Annotated in this window: 21 protein-coding genes; 7 read left to right on the top strand and 14 right to left on the bottom strand. The window is 66.0% G+C overall.

All coding sequences use genetic code 11. The features are described 5' to 3' along the window. Window positions 1-117 precede the first annotated feature (117 nt). The gene (locus GOSPT_RS03315) at window positions 118-948 is read right to left on the bottom strand and encodes a tRNA (adenine-N1)-methyltransferase (protein ID WP_005202929.1); all 831 of its coding nucleotides are present in this window, start codon (window positions 946-948) and stop codon (window positions 118-120) included. 119 nt (window positions 949-1067) lie between these two features. Here GOSPT_RS03315 and GOSPT_RS03310 point away from each other — a divergent pair, with 119 nt between their 5' ends. After that, entirely contained in the window at window positions 1068-2015 is a 948-nt protein-coding gene (locus GOSPT_RS03310; protein WP_005202928.1) for a RecB family exonuclease, read from the top strand. A gap of 40 nt (window positions 2016-2055) precedes the next feature. Here GOSPT_RS03310 and GOSPT_RS03305 read toward each other — a convergent pair whose 3' ends face one another. Next, window positions 2056-3600: an alpha/beta hydrolase family protein gene (locus GOSPT_RS03305; protein ID WP_231894549.1), complete on the bottom strand. Its 1545-nt coding sequence runs from the start codon at window positions 3598-3600 to the stop codon at window positions 2056-2058. A 289-nt stretch (window positions 3601-3889) separates the two neighbouring features. Between GOSPT_RS03305 and GOSPT_RS03300 the strand changes: the two genes are divergently transcribed. Next, window positions 3890-4732, top strand: coding sequence for a thioesterase family protein (locus GOSPT_RS03300; protein WP_005202926.1), 843 nt, complete (start codon window positions 3890-3892; stop codon window positions 4730-4732). Window positions 4733-4759: 27 nt separating this feature from the next. On the opposite strand, the gene hisG is transcribed toward GOSPT_RS03300, so the two are convergent. The 4 genes from hisG to GOSPT_RS03280 all read right to left on the bottom strand — a co-directional run bounded on the left by hisG (window position 4760) and on the right by GOSPT_RS03280 (window position 8360). Continuing rightward, a complete protein-coding gene (gene hisG / locus GOSPT_RS03295; RefSeq protein WP_005202925.1) occupies window positions 4760-5605 on the bottom strand; it encodes an ATP phosphoribosyltransferase in 846 nt (281 codons plus the stop codon). Window positions 5606-5679: 74 nt separating this feature from the next. Beyond that, window positions 5680-5961: a phosphoribosyl-ATP diphosphatase gene (locus GOSPT_RS03290; RefSeq protein ID WP_005202923.1), complete on the bottom strand. Its 282-nt coding sequence runs from the start codon at window positions 5959-5961 to the stop codon at window positions 5680-5682. Window positions 5962-5999: 38 nt separating this feature from the next. After that, window positions 6000-6674 carry an HAD family hydrolase gene (locus GOSPT_RS03285; RefSeq protein ID WP_005202922.1) on the bottom strand — a complete coding sequence of 225 codons (675 nt, stop codon included), beginning with the start codon at window positions 6672-6674 and terminating at the stop codon, window positions 6000-6002. A gap of 51 nt (window positions 6675-6725) precedes the next feature. After that, entirely contained in the window at window positions 6726-8360 is a 1635-nt protein-coding gene (locus GOSPT_RS03280; protein ID WP_005202921.1) for a putative hexosyltransferase, read from the bottom strand. A 180-nt stretch (window positions 8361-8540) separates the two neighbouring features. Here GOSPT_RS03280 and GOSPT_RS03275 point away from each other — a divergent pair, with 180 nt between their 5' ends. Then, window positions 8541-9479: a manganese-dependent inorganic pyrophosphatase gene (locus GOSPT_RS03275; protein WP_005202920.1), complete on the top strand. Its 939-nt coding sequence runs from the start codon at window positions 8541-8543 to the stop codon at window positions 9477-9479. Between the two features lie 9 nt (window positions 9480-9488). Here the strand turns inward: GOSPT_RS03275 and metH are convergent, their stop codons facing one another. Then, complete coding sequence (gene metH, locus GOSPT_RS03270; protein ID WP_005202919.1) at window positions 9489-13073, bottom strand: methionine synthase; 3585 nt, start codon at window positions 13071-13073, stop codon at window positions 9489-9491. Between the two features lie 51 nt (window positions 13074-13124). Between metH and GOSPT_RS03265 the strand changes: the two genes are divergently transcribed. Next, window positions 13125-14003 carry a PAC2 family protein gene (locus GOSPT_RS03265; RefSeq protein WP_005202918.1) on the top strand — a complete coding sequence of 293 codons (879 nt, stop codon included), beginning with the start codon at window positions 13125-13127 and terminating at the stop codon, window positions 14001-14003. A gap of 42 nt (window positions 14004-14045) precedes the next feature. Here GOSPT_RS03265 and GOSPT_RS03260 read toward each other — a convergent pair whose 3' ends face one another. The 6 genes from GOSPT_RS03260 to GOSPT_RS03235 all read right to left on the bottom strand — a co-directional run bounded on the left by GOSPT_RS03260 (window position 14046) and on the right by GOSPT_RS03235 (window position 18994). After that, window positions 14046-14354: a hypothetical protein gene (locus GOSPT_RS03260; RefSeq protein WP_005202917.1), complete on the bottom strand. Its 309-nt coding sequence runs from the start codon at window positions 14352-14354 to the stop codon at window positions 14046-14048. A gap of 48 nt (window positions 14355-14402) precedes the next feature. Further along, window positions 14403-15656, bottom strand: a complete 1254-nt coding sequence (mshC, locus tag GOSPT_RS03255; protein ID WP_005202916.1) for a cysteine--1-D-myo-inosityl 2-amino-2-deoxy-alpha-D-glucopyranoside ligase — start codon at window positions 15654-15656, stop codon at window positions 14403-14405. A 66-nt stretch (window positions 15657-15722) separates the two neighbouring features. After that, window positions 15723-16586, bottom strand: a complete 864-nt coding sequence (locus tag GOSPT_RS03250) for an SCO1664 family protein (protein WP_005202914.1) — start codon at window positions 16584-16586, stop codon at window positions 15723-15725. A gap of 5 nt (window positions 16587-16591) precedes the next feature. Next, on the bottom strand, window positions 16592-17290 hold the full coding sequence (locus tag GOSPT_RS03245) for a DUF3090 domain-containing protein (protein WP_005202912.1): 699 nt from the start codon (window positions 17288-17290) through the stop codon (window positions 16592-16594). 25 nt (window positions 17291-17315) lie between these two features. Then, the gene (locus GOSPT_RS03240; protein WP_005202910.1) at window positions 17316-18095 is read right to left on the bottom strand and encodes an MSMEG_4193 family putative phosphomutase; all 780 of its coding nucleotides are present in this window, start codon (window positions 18093-18095) and stop codon (window positions 17316-17318) included. Window positions 18096-18151: 56 nt separating this feature from the next. Next, window positions 18152-18994, bottom strand: coding sequence for an undecaprenyl-diphosphate phosphatase (locus tag GOSPT_RS03235; protein WP_005202909.1), 843 nt, complete (start codon window positions 18992-18994; stop codon window positions 18152-18154). 116 nt (window positions 18995-19110) lie between these two features. Here GOSPT_RS03235 and GOSPT_RS03230 point away from each other — a divergent pair, with 116 nt between their 5' ends. From GOSPT_RS03230 to GOSPT_RS03220, 3 genes are read left to right on the top strand one after another with little or no spacing between them, the layout of a single operon-like run. Further along, the gene (locus GOSPT_RS03230; protein WP_005202908.1) at window positions 19111-20229 is read left to right on the top strand and encodes a YncE family protein; all 1119 of its coding nucleotides are present in this window, start codon (window positions 19111-19113) and stop codon (window positions 20227-20229) included. Then, window positions 20229-20534 (top strand): DUF5703 family protein, encoded by a 306-nt coding sequence (locus tag GOSPT_RS03225; protein WP_005202907.1) that lies wholly within the window; start codon window positions 20229-20231, stop codon window positions 20532-20534. The genes GOSPT_RS03230 and GOSPT_RS03225 overlap by 1 nt, the downstream gene beginning before the upstream one ends. Then, window positions 20528-21631 carry a quinone-dependent dihydroorotate dehydrogenase gene (locus GOSPT_RS03220; protein ID WP_005202904.1) on the top strand — a complete coding sequence of 368 codons (1104 nt, stop codon included), beginning with the start codon at window positions 20528-20530 and terminating at the stop codon, window positions 21629-21631. The genes GOSPT_RS03225 and GOSPT_RS03220 overlap by 7 nt, the downstream gene beginning before the upstream one ends. Window positions 21632-21639: 8 nt before the next feature. On the opposite strand, the gene GOSPT_RS03215 is transcribed toward GOSPT_RS03220, so the two are convergent. Continuing rightward, the gene (locus GOSPT_RS03215) at window positions 21640-22185 is read right to left on the bottom strand and encodes a YbhB/YbcL family Raf kinase inhibitor-like protein (RefSeq protein ID WP_005202903.1); all 546 of its coding nucleotides are present in this window, start codon (window positions 22183-22185) and stop codon (window positions 21640-21642) included. Between the last annotated feature and the right edge of the window lie 93 nt (window positions 22186-22278).

The raw sequence follows: 22278 nt of genomic DNA, 5'->3' as shown, positions 1-22278 counted from the left end.
ATCGCCGCGCACCGCGCGATACGCGGTGTTGACGGCGTGTTAAATGTGAGTCTTCGCAACGTATTCGCGGTGTTTCTCCGACGGAACCGCGCTTTGTTCATACCTGCTGCGCTGTGCTCATCCCTTTGTCGGCCGACGCTGCGGGCGCAGCGTCGTGACGCCGTCGGCCAGGCGTCGCGCGGTGATGAGAAAGGCCGTGTGTCCTTGCATTTTGTGCTCGGGGCGCACCGCGAGACCCACAGCGCTCCAGTCACGGACGAGCGATTCCCACGCGTGCGGCTCGGTCCAGCACTCTTGTTCGCGAAGCGCTTCGACGACCCGCGAGAGTTGCGTGACCGTTGCCACATACACGGTCAAAACCCCGCCTGGTTTCAATACCGTTCGAACGACATCAAGGGTTTCCCACGGCGCGAGCATGTCGAGGATGACGCGATCGAATCGTTCGTCGGTATCGATCTCGACGAGGTCGGCGACGGTCAGCGACCAGTTGGCGGGCGTCCCGCCGAAGAACGTCTCGACATTGCGACGGGCGTAGTCGGCGTGATCCTCGCGGATCTCGTACGACACGACTTCGCCCTCTGACCCGACGGCCCGCAGCAGCGAGCAGGTCAGGGCGCCGGAGCCGGCGCCCGCCTCGAGAACCCGTGCACCCGGGAAGATGTCGCCCTCACTGACGATCTGGGCGGAATCCTTGGGATAGATCACCTGCGCACCGCGCGGCATCGACAGGACGAAGTCGACGAGCAGTGGTCGTAGAGCGAGGTACTCGGTGCCGCTGGTGGCGGAGACGATGCTGCCCTCGGGCGACCCGATCAGATCGTCGTGCGAGATGGCGCCACGGTGGGTGTGGAATTGTTTGCCCTCTTCGAGATTGACCGTGAACTTGCGACCCTTGGCGTCGGTGAGTTGGACCCTGTCGCCCACGACGAACACGCCACTCGACGCCATGTGTGTTTCCTCTCGAGACTGATGTGACGCATGTGACCGATGAGAAACATCGGAGGTCAGGGTGCGCATGTCGGGCGGCAGCAATGTCACTGCCGCGACCTACCCTGCCAAATGTGAGCATGACTGCGTACCCCGGGTCCTCCGCCGACACCATCGCCCAGAAGGACGGCGCGGCCGAACACCCTGCGACCTCGCCGGCCCAGGCCCCCGCAGGATCGTCGGCGCCGAGTACCGAAGCGAGCGGGCAGGGACATGGGCGGGGACTCGTCGGCCGGCCGCTTGCCCTGTCACCGTCGAGGGCCGCCGATTTCAAACAGTGCCCCTTGCTCTACCGCTATCGCGCCATCGACCGGTTTCCGGAAACGCCGACGCAGGCGCAGACGCGCGGCACGGTCGTCCACGCGGCGCTGGAGAATCTGTTCGATCTGCCCGCCGAGCTCCGTACCCGCGAGTCTGCCGAATTCCTCGTCGAGGGCGCGTGGGCGGCGATGTGCGAAGCCGACCCGTCGCTGGGGGCGATCCTCGACGGCGACGACGACAAGTTCGTCGAGAAGGCGATCAAGCTGATCGGCAACTACTACCGCCTCGAGAATCCCACAGCGTTCACGCCAGAGTCCGTCGAAGAACATGTGGAGATCGAAAGCGACGACGTCCTGATGCGTGGATTCATCGACAGAATCGACGTCGCGCCGACCGGCGAGATCCGGATCGTCGACTACAAGACGGGCCGCGCGCCCGGTGAAGGGTATGAGGCCAAAGCGCTCTTCCAGATGAAGTTCTATGCGCTGGCGATCCTGCGGATCCGGGGTGTGGTGCCCCATCGGCTCCAACTCATGTATCTCTCCGACGGCCAGGTGCTCAGCTACACGCCCGACCGCGACGAGCTCGAACGGTTCGGTCGTACCCTCTCGGCCATCTGGCAGGCGATTCGCGAAGCAGTTGCCTCCGGTGACTTCCGGCCTCGCCGGTCAGCCCTGTGTCGGATGTGTGAACACAAGTCTCGGTGTCCTGAGTTCGGTGGCGAGATACCGGAGTACCCCGGTCCCCCGCCCGGATTTGTCGCCTGATCGCGCGACCTGTCAGGCCATTTCGTCCGAATCCTGTTGCCTAAGCGGCATTTTCGGCCGCATGCCGACCGGGTCCGGTCAACGCATGCTTGCCGCCTTCCGGCGACCCGCCTCCCGACACCCCTTCACGGGGCGCGTCGGGCTGTGAATCGGCCGCGTGCCGGGGCCCGCCTGACTGGGGTCCGCCTGACTGGGGTCCGTCTGACTGCATCTGCGGCACCGTCGGTGACTGCGACCCTGCCGATGAGTGCTGCTCGGGTGGGCTCGCGCCTTCGGCCGGCTTGGTCAGCGGCAACGGGTTGGTGGTGTTCGAATCGAGAGCGGGTGCCGACGCTGCGGGCGGCGGCGTGGTAACCCGCTCGGGCGCGCGGTGGCGGCCCTTCGTTGGCGGCTGGGTATCGGCGAGATGTCGGTCGCCTACGGCTTCGTCGGTGTTCGTCGACAACGCGGCGGGAGCAGGCGTTGGGGTGTTCTCGACGGCGGCACGCGACGCCGAACCCGGCTCGTCCGTCGGTGCCGTGCGTGCGGCGGTCGGGTCGACGACGTCGACGGCCGCGTTCTGCACTCCCGGCGCCTGGAGCGGGTAGAAGGCGTTGTTCACGTTGTCCCAGCGGGCCACGTCATCGTCGTCGAACGGGATGCCGAGGCGTGTGTTGATCAGTACCGCAAGCGCTGTCAGCGGATGGTGTTTCGGTGTGTAGACGAGGTAGGTCGTGTTGCCGTCCGCACTGTGCAGAACTGTCGGCTCCTGGCTGTAGTCGATGAGGTTGCCGTAGTTCTGTTCGCCGAGTCCGGTGTGGACCGTGAGGAAACCGGCAGCGTCGACGAGGAGTGAACTCACCGGTCGATTCCAGACCCATTGGAAGTTGGCGACGGGATCACCCACCACGATCACCGACGTGACCGGTAGATCGCCTGTCGCCTGCGGGTCGCGCGCCCCGTTGGACTCGGCACCCACCAGCTCCATCAGCCCGGCCACTGCCGGGTGGTCGGCAGCCCATGCTTTCAGCCCCCAAGGGCTGCGCGGATCCGAGATGAGCAGGACGTAGGACTTGTCGACGTCGATCGCCGTACCGTCTGCGTTGTTGGCGACGGCCTGTTCGGCCGCGTTGCCGAGGGCTTCGGCGCCCTGCGAAAAGCCGGTATAGACGACGGTCGGGTTCTCGCCCTGTTGCGTCGCGAAGGCGTGCATGGCCTTGAGGTTCTGCGCGACGGCGATGTCGCGCGACTCGTCGTAGGACGGCGCGAAGATCGGCAGTGAAGCTCCCGATCGTCCGCTGATGATGGGGCCGATCGCCTCGGGGTAGTCGATGATGTACGTCGGTCGATCCCCGGCACGGAAGTCCCTGATCCGTGGATACAGAGTTCCGTCGTCGGTACCCGGGGTGACGACGATCAGAACATCGCCATTGTGCGCTCCGATCGCCGTACTCAACCAGTCCGGACCTGTGCCGTCGTCGGGGTCGGCCGGGCGGAACACGCCATCGGCTGCGAGGCCGTTGACGGTGTCCTGAGTTGCCGCAACGGAAGGTACGCCCGCGTGCGCGGTTGTCGACGAGAGGGCGAGGGGAACAACGGTTCCCACACAGAGCGCGCAACCGACGGCAGCACCGCCGAACGATTTCCGGAGTCGGTACACAGGCAACCTCGTGAGTCGGTGCCGCCGTGCAGTTGGCAGCAGGGGACGTCCGTGACCGAATATTGCGATCTCAATAGTCGACATAACTGTCGCGAACAGACCTGAGTCTGGTCGTTTGACCAGATCGACGCCGTGCACACGTCGAGAATTAGTCTGAACGCAGTAATGAAAGCGTCTGATCGGATGACACTGACCTGGTCGGGTACGTGGGGTTCACGTCATTTAGGGTCGGGTCGTGGAGAGTTGCTACTACGAGCGCGTCGACGACATTCCGAACTCCGACGACGATGCTGACGATTTCGAGTACTTCTCGCCGACGGCCGCCACCCTGAGTGTGTGGGCCTCAGACATCCAGCACGGAGGACCCCCTGCGGGGCTGTTGATGCGCAGTCTTCTGCGCTGTGCGCCGGATCCCACACAGGAGTTCACGCGGGTGACCACCGAGATCCTCGGGCCTATCGGTCTGGGGCTCAACCGGGTGCGGGCCAGGGTGGTTCGTCCCGGACAGCAGATCGCGCTCATCGAAGCCGATCTGGAGGTCAGGCAACCCGACGGTAGGTACCGACTGGCAGCGCAAAGTGTCGGGTGGCGCATGCGCACAACGGATTCGACCACGATCACACGCGCACCGCGCGAACCGCTGCCGTCCCCGGAGACGCTGCCCGTGGTTCGCGGTGTCACCGGTGACGGTGACCTGGGCGTCGACTGGGGCACCGTCGGGTTCATCGGCACGACCGACACCGCAGCGACGCCGGGATTGCACGGCCAGACACCCGCGGTATGGATCAAGCCGTCGATTGACCTGGTAGAAGGCGAGACCATGTCGAATCTGGAGTCCGTCTTCACCGTTCTCGACGTGGCGAACGGGCTCGGCACGACGCTGCGACCGGACGAGTGGACGTGGATGAACACGGACACCACGGTTCACCTCGTCGGCCAGCCGACGACACCCTGGTTGGGCATCGACGCCGACATGGCCGCAGGCAGGCACGGCTACGGCGCCACGTTCGCCGATCTCTACGACGTCGACGGGTTCTTGGGCCGCTCCGCCCAAACCGTTCTGCTCGGTCCGCGCTGACCGTCCCGCGAGCCGGTTCGACCAACGTCAGAAGCGGCAGGAACGGATGTCCGACGCGAGGATCGCGCGCGCACCCAGCTCCGAGAGCTCGTCCATCAGGTTCTGGTGATCGCGACGCGGCACCATTGCGCGCACGGCCGCCCACTCGGGGTCGGCCATCGGAGCGACCGTCGGCGACTCGAGGCCGGGAGTGATGGCGGTCGCCTGCTCCAACAGCGATCGAGGGCAGTCGTAGTCGATCATCACGTACTGCTGTCCGAACACGACGCCCTGCACTCGTTTGATGAACTGCGTTGCGCGCTTGTCGGGGTCGACGCCAGCACGGCTGATCAGGACCCCTTCGGAGTCGCAGAGCGATTCGCCGAACGCCGCCAGGCCGTGCTGGCGCAGGGTCCGTCCGGAGCCGACGACGTCGGCGATCGCGTCGGCGACCCCGAGCTGGATCGAGATCTCGACCGCGCCGTCGAGGCGGATGATCTCGGCAGTCATCCCCCGCGACGCGAGGTCGTCGCGCACCAGGTTCGGATACGACGTCGCGATGCGCTTACCGCCCAGATCGTCGACGCTCCACTTCTGACCTGCGGGAGCTGCATAGCGGAAGGTCGAGGACCCGAAGCCCATCGCGAGCTCCTCGTCGACCTGAGCACCCGAGTCACGAGCGAGATCACGCCCGGTGATGCCGAGATCGAGCGTGCCCGCGCCGACGTAGATGGCGACGTCTTTGGGTCGCAGGAAGAAGAACTCGACGTCGTTGTTGATGTCGAGGACGGTGAGATCCTTCGAGTCGGATCGTTTGCGGTAGCCCGCCTCGGCCAGCACAGCGGCTGCCGACTCGGAGAGGGCACCTTTGTTGGGGACTGCAACGCGCAGCATGGTCACTCCAGGGGATGTCGATGAATCGTCTGTGGTCTGTAGGTCGGGCGGGCCGGGACCGAATCGGTCGCGGCCTACAGATGGCGGTAGACGTCCTCGAGTGAGAGGCCCCGTTTGATCATCATCACCTGCAGCCAGTAGAGAAGCTGGGAGATCTCCTCGCCGAGCGACTCGTCGGATTCGTATTCGGCGGCCAACCACACCTCGCCGGCCTCTTCGATGATCTTCTTACCCAGTGTGTGCACGCCGGAGTCGAGTGCGGCGGCGGTGCCACTACCTGCAGGACGCGTCGCCGCCTTGTCGGTCAGCTCCGCGAACAACTCATCGAAGGTCTTCACGGGTGTCGATTGTCCCATGCGCGCACATCGGATCGACTCACGGGATCGCCGAACGACTAGTCGTGCCGTGCGAGGTCGATGATCGTCAGTCCGTCGAGGCTGCGCCGAAAGCGGCGTCGCGGACCCGCCGGGACGTCGGCGGCCGACGGCACGACGATCGTCGTGCAGCCGGCGGAGACCGCCGACTGCGTTCCGGTAGGCGAATCCTCAACGGCGACACACTGACTGGCTTCGACGCCGAGCAGGGTCGCCGCCCGCAAATAGGGATCGGGCGCCGGTTTCCCGTATTCCACTTCATCGCCGCACACGGTGACCGCGAAGAAGTGCGGGCCGATCGTGCCGAGTGCCTGATCGGTCAGCTCGCGCACCGTATTGGTCACCAGCGCCATGGGGATACCCGCGTCGAAGATTGTCGTCAGCGCCTCGAATGCGCCTGGTCGCCACGGCAGATCGACGGAGAACAGCTGAGCAACCCGATCGAGCAGCCACCGCTCGTCGGCGGCGTAGTCACGCTCGTCGACCGGCACGCCGGAAGCGTCGAAGACCTTGGTCAGGGCGTCGCTCATGGAGTTGCCGAGTGTCGACTCACGAAGCTCCGGCGTCATCACGTAGCCGTGACGTTCGGAGAGTTCGGCGACTGCGATGTCCCACAGTTTCTCGGAGTCGAGCAGCGTGCCGTCCATATCCCAGAGGACCGCGGCCGGACGGGCTAATTCTGTCGAGGTCGTCACCCGAGCATCATCGCCGATACGGACAACGCGCAGCGAATCCGGTGATTCGGCTCACGTGGCGGCGTCGTCCTGCGCGGGCCGCGGGGCCGGGCGCCTGACGGTGTCGACGACGCTGATCACCAGTCCCAGCGCCGCCGCGGCCATCAGGGAGGCGTAGACGGTCAGCGTGATATCGCCCCGGCCCGATGTGTAGCCACCGCTTCCGCCATGTCCATCCGGTCGACCCGGCCCGTGTTGTCCGCCGCGGCCACCCTGTCCACCCGGTCCGCCGGGACCAGCTTGTTGGCCGGTAGGTGGCTGCCCCGCCGGTTGTTCGGACGACTGTCCCCCGGGTTGTCCGGAGGGCTGTCCGGCGCCACCGCTGTTGCCGTGGAACTGCCTTGTCATGCCGTGGCCCTGATCGCCGGACAGTGACGAGTGGTAGACGCCGATCGCCGACGCCTGGATCAGGACCGGCACCGCGATGAACCACAGCGGGAGGTAGAACGCGGCGATCACGCTGAGGATCTCGACGGCGTAGAAGTATCGGTCGTGCATCGCGGGCAAGAGGAACGGTACGGTGGCAGCACTTGCCGTTGCCACGACGAGTATCGAGGCAGGTGTGACGGCCGGCTTCTTCCACAGCGACCAGGCCAGGAACACCACGATCACCAGCGCGGCCAGCCCGATACCGAGATGTGCCAACCAGGTGGCGTCCCCCGAGATCGGAATGAGCTGATACAGGGTCGCCGCGCCGAGCGTGAGCTGCTTGTACGAGTCGGTCTGGTTCAGATACACCGAGAGTGCCGTCGACCACGACGCGCCTGCCAACACCGCGGGAATGTCGAGCAGCACGTAGACGGCGGGTATCGCCAGCAGGGCATACCAGGGGATGCGACGGCGAACGAACAACCACAACACCACCGGCAACACGAAGATCGCCTGCAGTTTGAAGCTGATCGCCAGGCCGAAGAACACACACGCGATCACGGAGTTCGACACGTACGGATTCCACGCACGCACATCCCACATACGCACATTCCACGCAGACCGATTCCAGACGTGCGCCTGTCGCCCAGAATCGCCTTCACAAGTATCGCTGCCTTGAGCGCGCAGCAGGAAGTAGATCCCGGCGACAACACACGCGGTGTAGATGGCGTCGGCCTGACCCCACCAGGCGCTGTTCATGATCACCGACGGCAGGAGGAACACGACGCCAAAGGCCAACGCGCGCAACCAGAATCGATCTGTGCGAATTGCGACGATCCGGTACGCCAAGCTCGCCAGCGCCACGTCGAAGATGATCGACAGCGCCTTGATGCCGATCAGTGACGGCACGTGCAGCACGGTGAGGAGCCAGATCAGATAGAGGTAGGGGTAGTTGTAGTCGGCGAACTGCTCACGGAACGCGCTGAATCCCTGCTGGTCGAGGGTGTCGTACCAGCGGCTCAAGAAGTTCTGGTAGTCCATCGTCTGACGATCGAGGAAGTACCACCGCACGCCAAGCCCTACCGCCAGCACGACGCCGAGGATGCACCAGCGCAGCCACCGGGGCACAGCGTCGTGCCGGGCCGGGTGGTGCGGGATCGGGGCGGGCTGCGCGGTTCCGGAGACGAGGATGCTCGAGTTTTCGGGCAGGTCTGCGGGAGTGAGAGTCGACGACACGGTGTCCACTGTGATCGGCGAGCCTGGGAAGTGGATGGACATAAGCTGTCCGGTTCTTCCCAGGTTCATCCACCCGGCGGGCTTCACCCCGCTTGATTCACCGCGTTTGATCCACCGCGTTTGATCCACCCCGGGCCGACTCGTCCATGGCCAGATCGCCCCGCGCACAATCGTCGTAGTGTCGAGGGAGCACGGACATAGTCGAGCAGTCTCGGAGGATCCATGTCGAAGGTCTTCGTCTTCGGTCACCGCAACCCGGACACCGATGCCATCGCGTCGGCGCTCGCGATGGCTCACCTCGAGCGCACGCTCGACCCCTCACTCGACGTCGAAGCCGTCGCCCTGGGCGAACCCTGCGTCGAAACCCGTTATGCGCTTGATCATTTCGATGTCGACGCGCCTCGTGTCATCGAGCACGCGCGACCGGAGGCCGACGGGGTGATTCTCGTCGACCACAACGAACGTCAGCAGAGCGTCGCCGATATCGCCGACGTGACCGTTCACAAGGTGGTCGATCATCATCGGATCGCCAACTTCGAGACCGCTGCACCACTGTGGTTTCGCGCTGAGCCCGTCGGCTGCACCTGCACCATCCTTCACCGGATGTTCGGCGAGAACGACCTCACCCCACCGGCAGACCTCGCGGGGATGATGGTGTCGGCAATCATCTCCGACACGCTGCTGTTGCACTCGCCGACCGCCACCGACCTGGACCGAACAGCTGCACAGGCACTTGCCGAGCGCGCCGGCATCGACCTCGACCACTACGGCACCGACCTGCTCCGCGCGGGCTCCGACGTCGGCGACGCATCTGCGGCCGAACTCATCGACCGTGACGCCAAGAGCTACACCATGGGATCGACGACGGTCCGCGTTGCACAGATCAACACCGTCGACGTCGACAGTCTGCTCGCACGCCGCGACGAGTTCCTCGCCGCGATGAACGCCGAAGCGCGACAACAGGGGTACGACCTGTTCGTGCTACTGCTCACCGACGTGCTGAAGGTCGACTCCGACCTCCTCGTCGTCGGGTCACCCGTCGAGGCCGTCGAAAAGGCGCTCGGCGTGACCGTCCGCGACGGCCACGCCAAGGCGCCCGGGATCGTCTCCAGGAAGAAGCAGATCGTCCCGCAGTTGACCGAGGTACTGCGCGCCACGTGACGCGCATGCTCAGACGTTGAAGTACTTGGCCTCCGGGTGGTGCAGAACGAAGGCGTCCGTCGACTGCTCGGGATGAAGCTGCAACTCCTCCGAGAGCTCGACGCCGATGCGCTCTGGTTCGAGGAGCTTCATCATCGTGACGCGGTCCTCGAGGTTCGGGCACGCGCCATAGCCGAAGGAGAAACGCGCACCGCGGTACTCGAGGTCGAAGAAGCCCTGGGCAGCGTCGGGATCCTCAGAGCCGAATGACTTGTCCCCCACCGTCAGTTCGCTGCGCACCCGCTGGTGCCAGTACTCGGCCAACGCCTCCGTCAACTGCACTCCGATGCCGTGGACCTCGAGGTAGTCGCGGTACGCGTCGTCGGCGAAGAGCTTGTTGGCGAAGTCGGCGATGGGCTGACCCATCGTGACGAGTTGGAACGGCAGCACGTCGACCTGTCCGGTGGCTACGGCGTCGTCGCGCGAGCGGATGAAGTCGGCGATGCACAGGAACTTCGGCCGCTGCTGGCGTGGGAACGAGAAGCTGTACCGCACAGGGGCATCCGGGCGAGGCTCGGTCAACACATGCACGGTGTCGCCCTCGCTGACCGCAGGGAAGTACCCGTACACAACGGACGCGTGCTGCAGGATGCCCTCGGTCGACAACCGGTCGATCCAGTAGCGAAGCCGCGGACGACCCTCGGTTTCGACCAACTCTTCGTACGACGGCCCGTCGCCGCCGCGCGCTCCCCGCAGCCCCCACTGACCCAGGAAGAGGGCGCGCTCGTCGAGTAGTTGGCGGTACTCGGCAACGGGTACGCCCTTGATGATCCGAGTCCCCCAGAACGGCGGTGTCGGAACGTCGTTGTCGGCGGCCACATCCGAGCGTGCAGGCACCTCGATCGGAGTCTCCGCGGCCTTGCGCTTGGCGGCGATGCGCTTCGATCGTTCGTGGCGTGCCTTGCGCTCGGCAGCCTTCTGGGCGGCAGCGATAGAGTCGGCGCTCTCCGGCACCGATCCCCCGCCACGTTTGAGCGCCATGATGTCGTCCATCAGTCGCAGACCCTCGAAGGCGTCGCGCGCGTAATGCACGTCGCCCTCGTAGGCTTCCGAGAGGTCGTTCTCGACGTACGACCGCGTGAGCGCCGCTCCGCCGAGCAGGACGGGATAGTTGTCCGCCAACCCTCGGGCGTTGATCTCCTCGAGGTTCTCCTTCATGACGACCGTCGACTTCACCAGCAGCCCCGACATGCCGATCACGTCGGCGCGCTTGTCCTCGGCCACCTCGAGGATCGTCGAGATCGGTTGCTTGATACCGATGTTCACGACCTCGTAGCCGTTGTTGCTCAGGATGATGTCGACGAGGTTCTTGCCGATGTCGTGGACGTCGCCCTTCACAGTGGCAAGGACGATGCGTCCCTTGCCGTCCTCGCCGGTCGCCTCCATATGCGGTTCGAGATGTGCCACAGCGGTTTTCATGACCTCGGCCGACTGCAACACGAATGGCAGCTGCATCTGGCCGGAGCCGAAGAGCTCGCCGACGGTCTTCATGCCGGACAGGAGTGTCTCGTTGATGATCTCCAGCGGCGGCTTCTGCGTCATGGCCTCGTCGAGGTCGGCCTCGAGCCCGTTGCGCTCGCCGTCGACGATGCGACGCTCGAGTCGCTCGAACAGCGGAAGCCGATTCAGTTCTGCCGCACGGGTTTCGCGGGCCGACGCCGCCGAGACGCCCTCGAACAGCTCCATGAGCTTTTGCAGCGGATCGTATCCGTCACGTCGACGGTCGTAGATCAGGTCGAGCGCCACGTCGCGCTGCTCGTCGGGGATGCGAGCCATCGGCAGGATCTTCGACGCGTGGACGATCGCGGTGTCGAGACCCGCCTGCACGCATTCGTGGAGGAACACCGAGTTGAGCACCTGGCGCGCAGCGGGATTCAGGCCGAACGAGATGTTGGAAATACCCAGGGTGAAGTGCACCTCGGGATGAGCCTCGTGTAACCGCCGGATGGCCTCGATGGTCTCGATGCCGTCCTTGCGGACCTCCTCCTGACCCGTCGAGATCGGGAACGTCAGGGTGTCGAGGATGATGTCCTCTTCGGCGAGGCCCCAGTTCCCGGTGATATCGGCGATGAGCCGCTCTGCCACACGGACTTTCCAGTCAGCGGTACGCGCCTGGCCTTCCTCGTCGATCGTCAGCGCCACCACAGCGGCACCGTGTTCGACGGCGAGCCGCATGATGCGTGCGAATCGCGAATCGGGTCCGTCGCCGTCCTCATAGTTGACGGAGTTGACCGCACACCGACCGCCGAGCGCCTCGAGTCCTGCGCGGATCACCTCGGGCTCGGTGGAGTCGAGCATGATCGGCAGCGTCGACGACGTCGCGAAACGGCCGGCGAGCGCAGTCATGTCCGCAGCTCCGTCGCGGCCGACATAGTCGACGTTGAGGTCGAGCATGTGCGCACCGTCGCGGGTCTGGTCCTTGGCGATGTCGAGGCACTTCTGGTAGTCCTCGGCGAGCATCGCCTCGCGGAATGCCTTGGAGCCGTTGGAGTTGGTGCGCTCGCCGATCACCAAGAAGCTGGCGTCCTGGTCGAAGGGGACCGCGGTGTACAGCGACGACGTCTCCGACTCGTGCTGCGGATTCCGCTGCGCCTTGGTCACGTCGGCGACCGCCGCCGCGACCTCACGGATGTGGTCGGGCGTCGTGCCGCAACAGCCACCGACGAAGGACAGGCCGAATTCACCGACGAACGTCGCCAGTGAGGACGCGAGCTCGTCGGGCTGCAACGGGTATACGGCGCCGTTGGGCCCGAGCTCGGGAAGACCGGCGTTGGGCATGACCGAGACCGGGATGGTGGCGTGCCGCGACAGGTAGCGCAGATGCTCACTCATCTCGGCGGGCCCGGTGGCGCAGTTGAGTCCGATCATGTCGACGCCGAGCGGCTCGATGGCGGTCAGCGCCGCCCCGATCTCGGAACCGAGCAACATGGTGCCCGTGGTCTCGACCGTGACGTGGGAGATGATCGGGATCCGACGCCCGAGCTGGGCCATCGCCCGCTTGGCAGCAAGAACGGCAGCCTTCACCTGCAGCAGATCCTGCGAGGTCTCCACGAGGATCGCGTCGGCGCCTCCGTCGAGCATGCCTGCGACGCATTCGAAGTAGGCGTCGCGGATGGCCTCGAACGTGGTGTGGCCGAGGCTGGGCAGCTTGGTGCCGGGGCCGATGGACCCGAGGACGTAACGTCCGGTGCCATCACTCGACGGCCCCATCTCGTCGGCGACACCACGGGCGATGGAGGTGCCCTTGAAGGACAGTTCGCGGATGCGGTCGGCGATGTCGTAGTCGCCGAGGTTCGAGAGGTTGCAGCCGAATGTGTTCGTCTCCACGGCATCGGCGCCGGCCTCGAAGTAGGCGCGGTGGATGTCGGCGAGTACGTCGGGGCGGGTGTCATTGAGGATCTCGTTGCAACCCTCGAGGTTGTTGAAATCGTCGAGCGTCAGATCCGCAGCCTGCAACATGGTGCCCATCGCCCCATCGCCGATCAATACTCGACGCGACATGTCCGTCAGGAACGTCGTGTCGAGGTCGGTTGCGGTACGGGAGGGGTTGGACATGGTTCTCAGCGTAGTTCGCTCTCTTTTGTGATCAGGTCGTAGGCTGGTTCAGTGAACGCAGAGCAGTTGTCGAATCTTCCCCGGTTGCGCCGGCCGATCCTGCTGGCTGCCTTCGAGGGCTGGAACGACGCCGGAGACGCGGCCAGTAGCGCCGTCGAGCATCTCGCGCTGACCTGGGACGCGCAGCCCCTCGTCGACATCGACGCCGACGACTATTACGACTTCCAGGTCAATCGGCCCACGGTGAAGCAAATCGACGGAGTCACCCGCCGAATCGACTGGCCGACGACGTCGATCTCCTACTGCAGCCCCGAGGGAGCCGACCGTGACATCGTACTGGTGCGCGGAATCGAACCCAACATGCGCTGGCGTGCGTTCTGCGCCGAGATCGTCGACCTCGCGCATGAGTTGGGCGTCGAGACGACAGTGATGCTCGGCGCGCTACTCGCCGACACCCCTCACACCCGTCCGGTGCCCGTGACCGGGAGCGCCTACAGCAGTGAAGCGGCCGAGCGCTACAACCTCGCAGAGAATCGCTACGAGGGCCCGACCGGCATCACCGGCGTGCTGCAGGATCTGTTCGTGCAGGCAGGGCTGCCCGCGGTGTCGTTCTGGGCCGCGGTCCCGCATTACGTGTCGACGCCGCCCAACCCCAAGGCGACGGTCGCGCTGCTCAACAGGGTCGAGGAGGTCCTCGACATCGAGGTACCGCTCGGCACGCTGCCCGAGCAGGCCGAGGAATGGGAGCAGGCGGTCACCGAGATGACCGAGGACGACGAGGAGATCGCCGACTACGTCCGAGGCCTCGAAGAGCGTGGCGACGCCGAACTCGACACCGACGAGGCGATGGCGAAGATCGACGGCGACGCGTTGGCGGCGGAATTCGAGCGCTATCTCAAGCGGCGTCGACCCGGTCCGTTCGGAAGCTGAGCCGCACCGACCGCTCGCCGTGTCAGCTACTGATGTCGGGGTTCAGTCGATGCGTTCGATGGAGACGACCGGCGTCGTGATGCGCCAGGTCCGTACGTCCGGGTCGTCGGCGGCGCGAACCCAGAACTGCGCTGATTCGCCCACGCGGCATGACTTCACACCGAGAAGCGGGATGTCTTCGGAGTCGCGTCGCAGTCTGCTGACCGCCCATTCCTCGCTGTCGGTGCCACCCACCCCCGGAGCCCGCAGCAGAGTCATGTCGTTGAAGTCAAGCAGATACGTCGAGGTCCGTGTGATCACGGTGTACACGCCGGATTCGGTGTTGGGTCGGATCTCCTGAACGCGGGCCACCCGGAGAACTCTACTAAGCTGCGCCGCCTGCGTACGAATCGAGTCGGATCATCGTGTCGCGTGGCTCAATTCGACGCCGAGCAGTGCTTCGACGGCCGAAGCGAGATCGCCGGGAGCCGTCGTCGACTGTCCGATTCCCTGCTCGACGTCCCGGCACCACCCATCGATTGCCGCGAGGGCCTTGGGTGTGTCGAGGTCGTCGGCGAGATGCTCCCGCACGCGGGCGATGACGGGTGCGGCGTCGGGGCCGGTCGTCGCCGACGTGGCGGCCCGCCAGCGCTCGAGACGTGCGCGACCTTCGTCGAGAACGGCGTCACTCCACATGCGGTCGGCACGGTAGTGCTCGGCGAGCAGCGCCAGCCTGATGGCCGCGGGATCCTCACCCGCGCGGCGCAGCACCGACACGAAGACCAGGTTTCCGCGGCTCTTCGACATCTTCTCGCCGTCGAGTCCGACCATGCCGGTGTGGACGTAGTGGCGGGCAAAGCGACGGGCACCCGTGTACGCCTCGCCATGCGCTGCGGAGAACTCGTGATGGGGAAAGATCAGGTCGTTTCCGCCGCCCTGGATGTCGAATTCGACGCCGAGCCGGTTCAGCGCGATCGCCGAACATTCGACGTGCCAACCGGGACGTCCCGGTCCGAACGGCGACTCCCACGACGGTTCGTCGGGGCGGCGGGCGCGCCACAGGATGGGATCGAGGCGGTCACGCTTGCCCTGACGGTCGGGGTCGCCGCCCCGCTCGGCGAAGAAGCGTTCCATCGTCGCCCGGTCATACCCGGATTCGTAGCCGAACTGCTCGGTGGCGTCCGCGCGGTAGTAGACGTCGGGATATTCGGGATCGTCGACGACGTACGCCGCGCCAGACGCGAGGAGTTTGCCCACCATCTCGATGACCTCGTCGACCGACTCCATCGCACCGATGTAGTCGCGCGGCGGCAGGACGCGCAGCGCCGTCATGTCGTCGCGGAAGAGCTGGATCTGCTCGGAGCCGAGCGCACGCCAGTCGACACCGTCGCGTGCGGCACGCTCGAACAGCGGATCGTCGACGTCGGTGATGTTCTGCACGTAGTGCACCTCGTGCCCCTGGTCGCGCAGCACCCGGTTGACGATGTCGAAGGTGAGATACGTTGCCGCGTGGCCGAGATGCGTTGCGTCGTAGGGCGTGATGCCACAGACGTACATGGTCGCGGTCGCGCCGGGCGAGACGGGGCGCACGGAGCGGCTCGACGTGTCGTACAGGCGGAGCGCGGGTCCGGATCCACCGACAGTGGGCACAGCCGGTTCAGGCCACGATTGCATATCCCCCACTGTATTGGCCGCTGCAGAGCGGAACTGAACAGGGCTGTCAGAACGAGCAGGGACGCCTCAGAAGGGCGGCCAGGGAATGGGGCGGTGAGGCGGCGGCATGGGAAGCCTGCCGGATTCGGCGAGGATGATGGCGCGCAGGGTGAGTGCGTCGATCTCGTCGTCGGTGATGTGTGGGACCAGTGCCGCGCGGAGCTGCGAGTCGTCGGACTCCAGGGCCTCGGCGAGCGTCGCGATATCGGCGATCAGGTGGCCGGGGATCTGATCGCCCGCCCAGCCCCACAGCACTGTGCGCAGCTTGTCTTCGGCGTGTAGGCAGATGCCGTGGTCGACGCCGTAGACGTTGCCGTCGAGACCTTCGAGTACGTGTCCGCCCTTACGGTCTGCGTTGTTGAGGATGACGTCGAGCACCGCCATCCGCAGTAGGCGCGGATCGTCGGCGTGGACGAGAACGACCTGCTCTCCGAGTGGATCGAGCGCCCGCAGGATCGGCCGATAGTTGTCGGGGACCGTGCCAGGTGGGCACAGGTCCACGAGGTCGATGCGGGCCGCCGGGAGGTCGCCGGAGTCGGGATCGGGGGTGTCGATCCAGCGCTGGACCATTCCGGGGCCGAGCGGACCGTCGCGCATCACCGTCGTCGGGATCGTGTGCCAGCCGAGTGCCTCGGAGATCAGGTACGACCCGACCTCGCGCCCGGCAAGCGTGCCGTCGGGGAAGTCCCACAGCGGCACTTCTCCACGAATCGGTTTGTATACGCACCGAACGCTGCCGCCTGTTGACGGTGTTGCCTCGCAGACGAGGGTCGCGTTGCTCGCCGTCGGGATTCGGCCGACGATGACCAGTTCTCCCTCACGGAGCGAATCATCGGAGGTGATGGAGCCCGTGCCGGGCTCGGGCTCGTCGGCGGCCTCCCCCGGCTGCATCGGTGTCAATCCCGCCCCGGGCCCTCGGCGTCGGGTCCATCCCCTGAGTCGTCGCCCTCGTCGTCGGTGTCGTAGAGACCCGAGTCGTCGCCGAGTGACAGGTCGCGGAACACCTCAGGGTCGACGAATTCGATCGATTTGCTCAGCTCTGCGTCGCGTTTAAAGCCGTTCGTGCGGACACAGAGGTGGCCGGCAGGATCGAGGGGCTCGGCACACAGCGGGCATGGCGGCCGACCGGCGGAGATGACCCGCGATGATCGCGCGGCGAACTCGCGGGCGGCCTGCGTGGTGAGGAACACGCGGACGGCGTCGGGACCCTCGTCGGTGTCGTCGAGTACGACGCTCTCGTCGAACTCACCCTCGGTGATGGCGAGCAACTCGACGACGACGGCTTCCGACTCGGCATCCCAGCCGAGGCCCATGGTGCCGACCCGGAACTCGGCGTCGACCGGCATCACCAGGGGGCTGAGATCTCCGACGCGGTCGGACGGCGGTGGAATCGGGGTGCCGAACCTGCGATGGATCTCGTCGAGCAGAGCGCCGATCCGATCAGCGAGGATCTGAACCTGCTGCTTTTCGAGCATCACACTGATGATGCGCGCCTCGTGGACAGCCTGGAGGTAGAACGTCCGGTCGCCCGGTTGTCCGACGGTACCGGCGACAAACCGGTCCGGGCTGCGGAAGACATGGATCGCTCGAGACATCACACCTCCTTTTCTCGTGTGTTCATTATCCGCGCCCGGCGGGAGCCTGTGCAGAAGTTGCCGGTCGCGGAGTGTTGTCGGTACCGGTCTCGCCACCGATGGTCGCGTCGTCCTCGGCTGTGGCGATGTGGGAGGGGGCGTCGTGACTCTTCTTCGGCGGGGGCGACGGTATCGAGATCACGGCGGTGTTGTTGACGGTCTGCACGTACGGGCGCGTCGCGCCGTAGCGCACGATGCTGATCGACGCCGGTTCGATGACTATCCGCTGGAACGTATCGAGGTGGGCGCCCATCGCGTCGGAGATCACCGATTTGATCACGTCCCCGTGCGAGCACGCGATCCAGACGCCGGAGCCGTCCTCACCACCGAGTTCGCGATCGAGCCTTCGGATCGCGGCAACGGCACGGGCCTGTACCTGAGAGAGTCCCTCCCCCTCGGGGAAGACGGCAGCGGACGGGTGTTGCTGCACCACCTTCCACAGGGGCTCGGCGAGAAGGTCTTTGATCGGTCGGTTGGTCCAAGTGCCGTAGTCGACCTCGGCGAGATCGTCGACGACCACCTCGGGAACCTGACGACCGGTCTGCTCGGCAATGGCTGCGAGCAACGGGGCAACGGTCTCACCACAGCGTTGCAGCGGTGAGCGAGCCACCGCCGTGATCTGCTCGACGCACGGGCCGAGTCGATTCACCAGTTCCGCTGCCTGCGAGCGTCCCTTGTCGTCGAGGGCGACACCCGGCGTGCGGCCGGCGAGTACGCCCGAGGTATTGGCAACCGACCGGCCATGGCGAACCAGGATCACGGTCATCCCTCAACCATAGGCACTTGCGCCGGCCGCGGCACAGACAGCCGTCGCGGCGCGGTTCAGGTCGCGCTGATGACCCCTGCGGAGAGCATCCCGATCACGACGAGGCCGAGGGCGACGCGGTAGACGCCGAACCAGTTCAGCGAGTGACCGCTGACGAAGCGCAACAGCCAGGCGATGGAGATGTAGCCGACGACGAACGAGATCAGCGTGGCCACCGCGAGTTGTGCGCCGGTGGCCTCCATACCGTCGCCGGAGGGGTGGAAGGCGTCGGGAAGACTGAACAGTCCGGATGCGAGCACCGCGGGAATCGCAAGCAGGAACGAGAAGCGGAACGCGGCCTCGCGCTCGAGTCCGAGGAACAGACCGGCGCTGGCCGTCGCACCCGACCGTGACACGCCAGGGACAAGGGCGAGGCATTGCGCGAGACCCATGACCAGGCCGTCGCGCAGGGTGAGCTGCTCGATCGACCGGGACTGCGTTGCGACACGTTCGGCGAGCCAGAACACTCCCGAGAACACGATCAGGACGATCGCGGTGATCCAGAGGTTGCGTGCTGCGGTGCGGATCTCGTCCTTCAGCAGGAAGCCGATGATGCCGATCGGGATGGTCGCGAAGATCACGTACCAGCCGATCCGGTAGTCGAGGTTGCGTTCGTGTTCGTTGAACAGTCCGCGGAACCAGGCGGTGATGATCCGCCCGATGTCGCGGGCGAAGAACACGAGCACCGCGGCCTCGGTGCCGAGTTGGATCACAGCGGTGAACGACGCACCGGCGTCGCCGCCGAACATCAGTTCCGAAGCGATACGCAGGTGGGCCGACGATGAGATGGGCAGAAACTCGGTGAGGCCCTGGATGATTCCCAGCACGATCGCCTGGGCCCAGGTCATGGTCTCGGTCACGGGCGACGATGCTACCGGTCGCATGCGGCGCACGAGCGGTGCACCGGATGTGATCCGGCGAACGGCGACGCCGACCTGTCGACGGGCGTTCGATGTGCGTCGCGCAAGATGGTCACATGCGCTCACCCAGGCTTGTCGACACCCCTGCCACTGCCCGCCGACGTTCGGCGTGGGTCTGCGGTGTCGCAGCGATCGTGGCCGCGACGATGGTGCTGGCCGGGTGTGGATCGTCGAACGACAGCGGAGACAAGAAGGAGACCGTGGCGCCCGCGACCGCGAGTGCCGCGCCTTCCGGACCCGCCGCCACACCCGCGGGAACGGTGGTACCCACCCCGCCGGGCAGCACGGTGCTCGCTCATTCGGGCAACGCGCTCGGCGTTCTCGGCCGCGACGGAACGTCGGTGCTGCGATTGTCGACCGAGGCGATCACCACTGCGCCGACCACCACCGCGGTACCCCGCCTCACACGACTGATCGGGGTCGGTGACGCCGCATTCGTGGGCGCCGGCCCGGAAATCCTGGTGCGCATCGGCGCCGACGGTGCCGTGACGTCGGCACGAACCTCAGTCTCGGAGCCCACCGCGCTGGCTCGCACGGCGTCAGGACAGATCCTCGTCGGCACGGCCAACGGTCACCTCGTCGTCTTCGACGCCGCGCTGAAGCAGATCCGCGATATCGGCGGGTTCGTCGGCGTGGATCAGATCACGGTCTCCCCCGCCGGTGCCGACCTGCCCGACGAGCAGGTCGTCGTGCTCGACAAAGCGCAGTCGTCTGTCACACCGGTCAACATCTCCACCGGCGAGTTCGGTGCGGCGCTACGCGCAGGCAACGGCGCCACCGAGGCGACGGTCGACCACTACGGGCGAATCCTCGTAAGCAACACACGCGACGACGAGATCATCGGATTCTTCGGATCACCGCTGGTGATGCGGTTCCGCTATCCCGTGCCGAACGGGCCCTACGCCGTAGACTACGACGACACCCGCAATCTCCTATGGGTGTCGACGACGGCGAACAACGAGGTGGTGGCGTATGACCTTGCCGGTGGTGAACCCGTCGAGAAGCATCGCTTCGCCGCGGTTGCCCAGCCCGACGCACTCACCGTCGACGACGCGTCCGGCACCGTCTACGTCTTGTCCGCCCGCGACGGCGGCGTGCAGGTCGTCACTCCGCCGTACGGCCAAGGGGCGCCCGTGAGCAGTTCGACTGCCGCGCCGAGCGAGGCGGGACGCTGATGTCAACACCTGGTCAGCACCGGCTCCCCCAGCATCACCGCACCAGCGCACGAATCGGTGCGCGCTATCCCCGCGGATGGGAAGTGACGTCCGAGGACTACGAGACGATGTTGATCAAGCTCCCGCCGGACATCACCAGGGTGACCGCGTCGATGCGTCTGTCCCTCGAAGCCGAGTTCGGCGGCTGGGAACTGTCGCGGGTCCGGCTGTATACCGATGGCACCCGAAAAGTGTTGCTACGACGCAAAAAACCGCCACGGGGCAGGGGTGGCGAGCAGTTCGGCGGAAGCGCCGAGGCATGCTGACCCGCGTCAACCGGGTCCTGTACCCGGTCGCGCTGAAGGCGATGTTCCTCCTCGCGCCCGAGCGCATTCACTCGATCATCATGGCGTCGATCCGCACCACCAGCAGGCTGGGCATCGCGCGGACCCTCCTCGCGCGACTGTTCACCGTTCCCGACCCGGTGCTCCGCCAAGAGGTCTTCGGTGTCACCTTCCCGGCACCCCTGGGTCTGGCAGCAGGTTTCGACAAGTCAGCGGCAGCGGCCGACGCCTGGGGGCTTCTCGGCTTCGGGTACGCCGAGGTCGGCACAGTCACCGGCCAGGCCCAGCCGGGCAACCCGCCACCGCGGCTGTTCCGTTTGCCCGCCGACCGCGCGCTCATCAACCGCATGGGATTCAACAATCCCGGCGCACCGGCGGCCGCTGACAATCTGACGGCGGCCCGCGGGCGCGGGATCCCTGTTCCGATCGGCGCGAACATCGGCAAGACCAAGGTCGTGCCGCTCGACGGCGCCGTGGACGACTATCGGGTCTCGGCGCGCCTGCTGGGTCCGCATGCCGATTTCGTGGTGGTCAACGTGAGCTCACCGAACACTCCCGGTCTCCGCGATCTCCAGGCCGTTGACTCACTGCGGCCGATTCTTACCGCGGTACTCGACGAGGTGTCGGTACCGGTCCTCGTGAAAATCGCTCCCGACCTCGCCGACGCCGACGTCGACGCGGTGGCCGATCTGGCCGTCGAACTCGGTCTGGCGGGCATCGTCGCCACCAATACGACGATCTCGCGCGACGGACTCACCACTCCGGCAGACGAGGTCGAGGCAATGGGACCGGGCGGACTCTCGGGAGCACCGCTCGCCGACCGCTCGCTGGAAGTTTTGCGCCGCTTGTACTCTCGCGTCGGCGGCAAGCTCGCCTTGATCAGCGTCGGCGGTATCGAGACACCTGAGCAGGCCTGGGAGCGCATCTGCGCGGGCGCCGATCTGTTGCAGACCTACACCGGCTTCATCTATGGAGGGCCGATGAGCTTGCGCGAGATCCACGAGGGACTCGCAGCCCGCGTGCGCGCCGCCGGATGGAACAACATCTCCGAGGCGGTCGGCAGCGCGACACGCGGCTGATCGTCGACTCAGACGTTCTCGGCGGGCTGCTCGTAGGTACCGATGATCCGCGCGCGTCCGATCGCATGCGAGAACAGGTTGAATCCGAGGTAGGCGGGCGTCGCGTTCTCGGGTAGTTCGAGCGACTCGACGTCGACGGCGTGCACGACGATCATGTACCGGTGCGGTCCGTGTCCGGGCGGTGGCGCAGCGCCGACGAACCGCTTGAGCGAGGCATCGTTGGCCAGCGTGACCGCCCCGGCCGGAAGATCACTGCCGTTCTCGTCGCCTGCATCCTCGGCGAGACTCGTCACCGATGCAGGGATGTCGGCGACCGCCCAGTGCCAGAAGCCTGCGGCGGTCGGGGCGTCGGGGTCGTAGACCGTGACAGCGAAACTCTTTGTCTCCGAGGGAAATCCAGACCACGAGAGCTGCGGCGAGGCGTCGGCGCCGCCCGCTCCCATGATCCCGCTGACCTGCGGAGTTGCCAGCGGTGCGCCGTCGGCCACGCTCTCCGACGTCAGCGTGAACGTCGGCAGGTTCGGCAGGTCTGCGTAGGGGTCGTACGAGGTCATCGAACACCTTTCTCTCGCGAGTACGGCCGGTGTGGCCGAGCGTGCGTGGACTCGTTCGCGAGTCTAATCCGCAGCGCGCGGAGCCCGAGATGC

The organism is Gordonia sputi NBRC 100414 (assembly GCF_000248055.1).
In the GTDB taxonomy this organism is placed as follows: domain Bacteria; phylum Actinomycetota; class Actinomycetes; order Mycobacteriales; family Mycobacteriaceae; genus Gordonia; species Gordonia sputi.
Note: the sequence above shows the minus strand (reverse complement) of the source record. Positions and strands in the feature narration are given on the sequence as shown.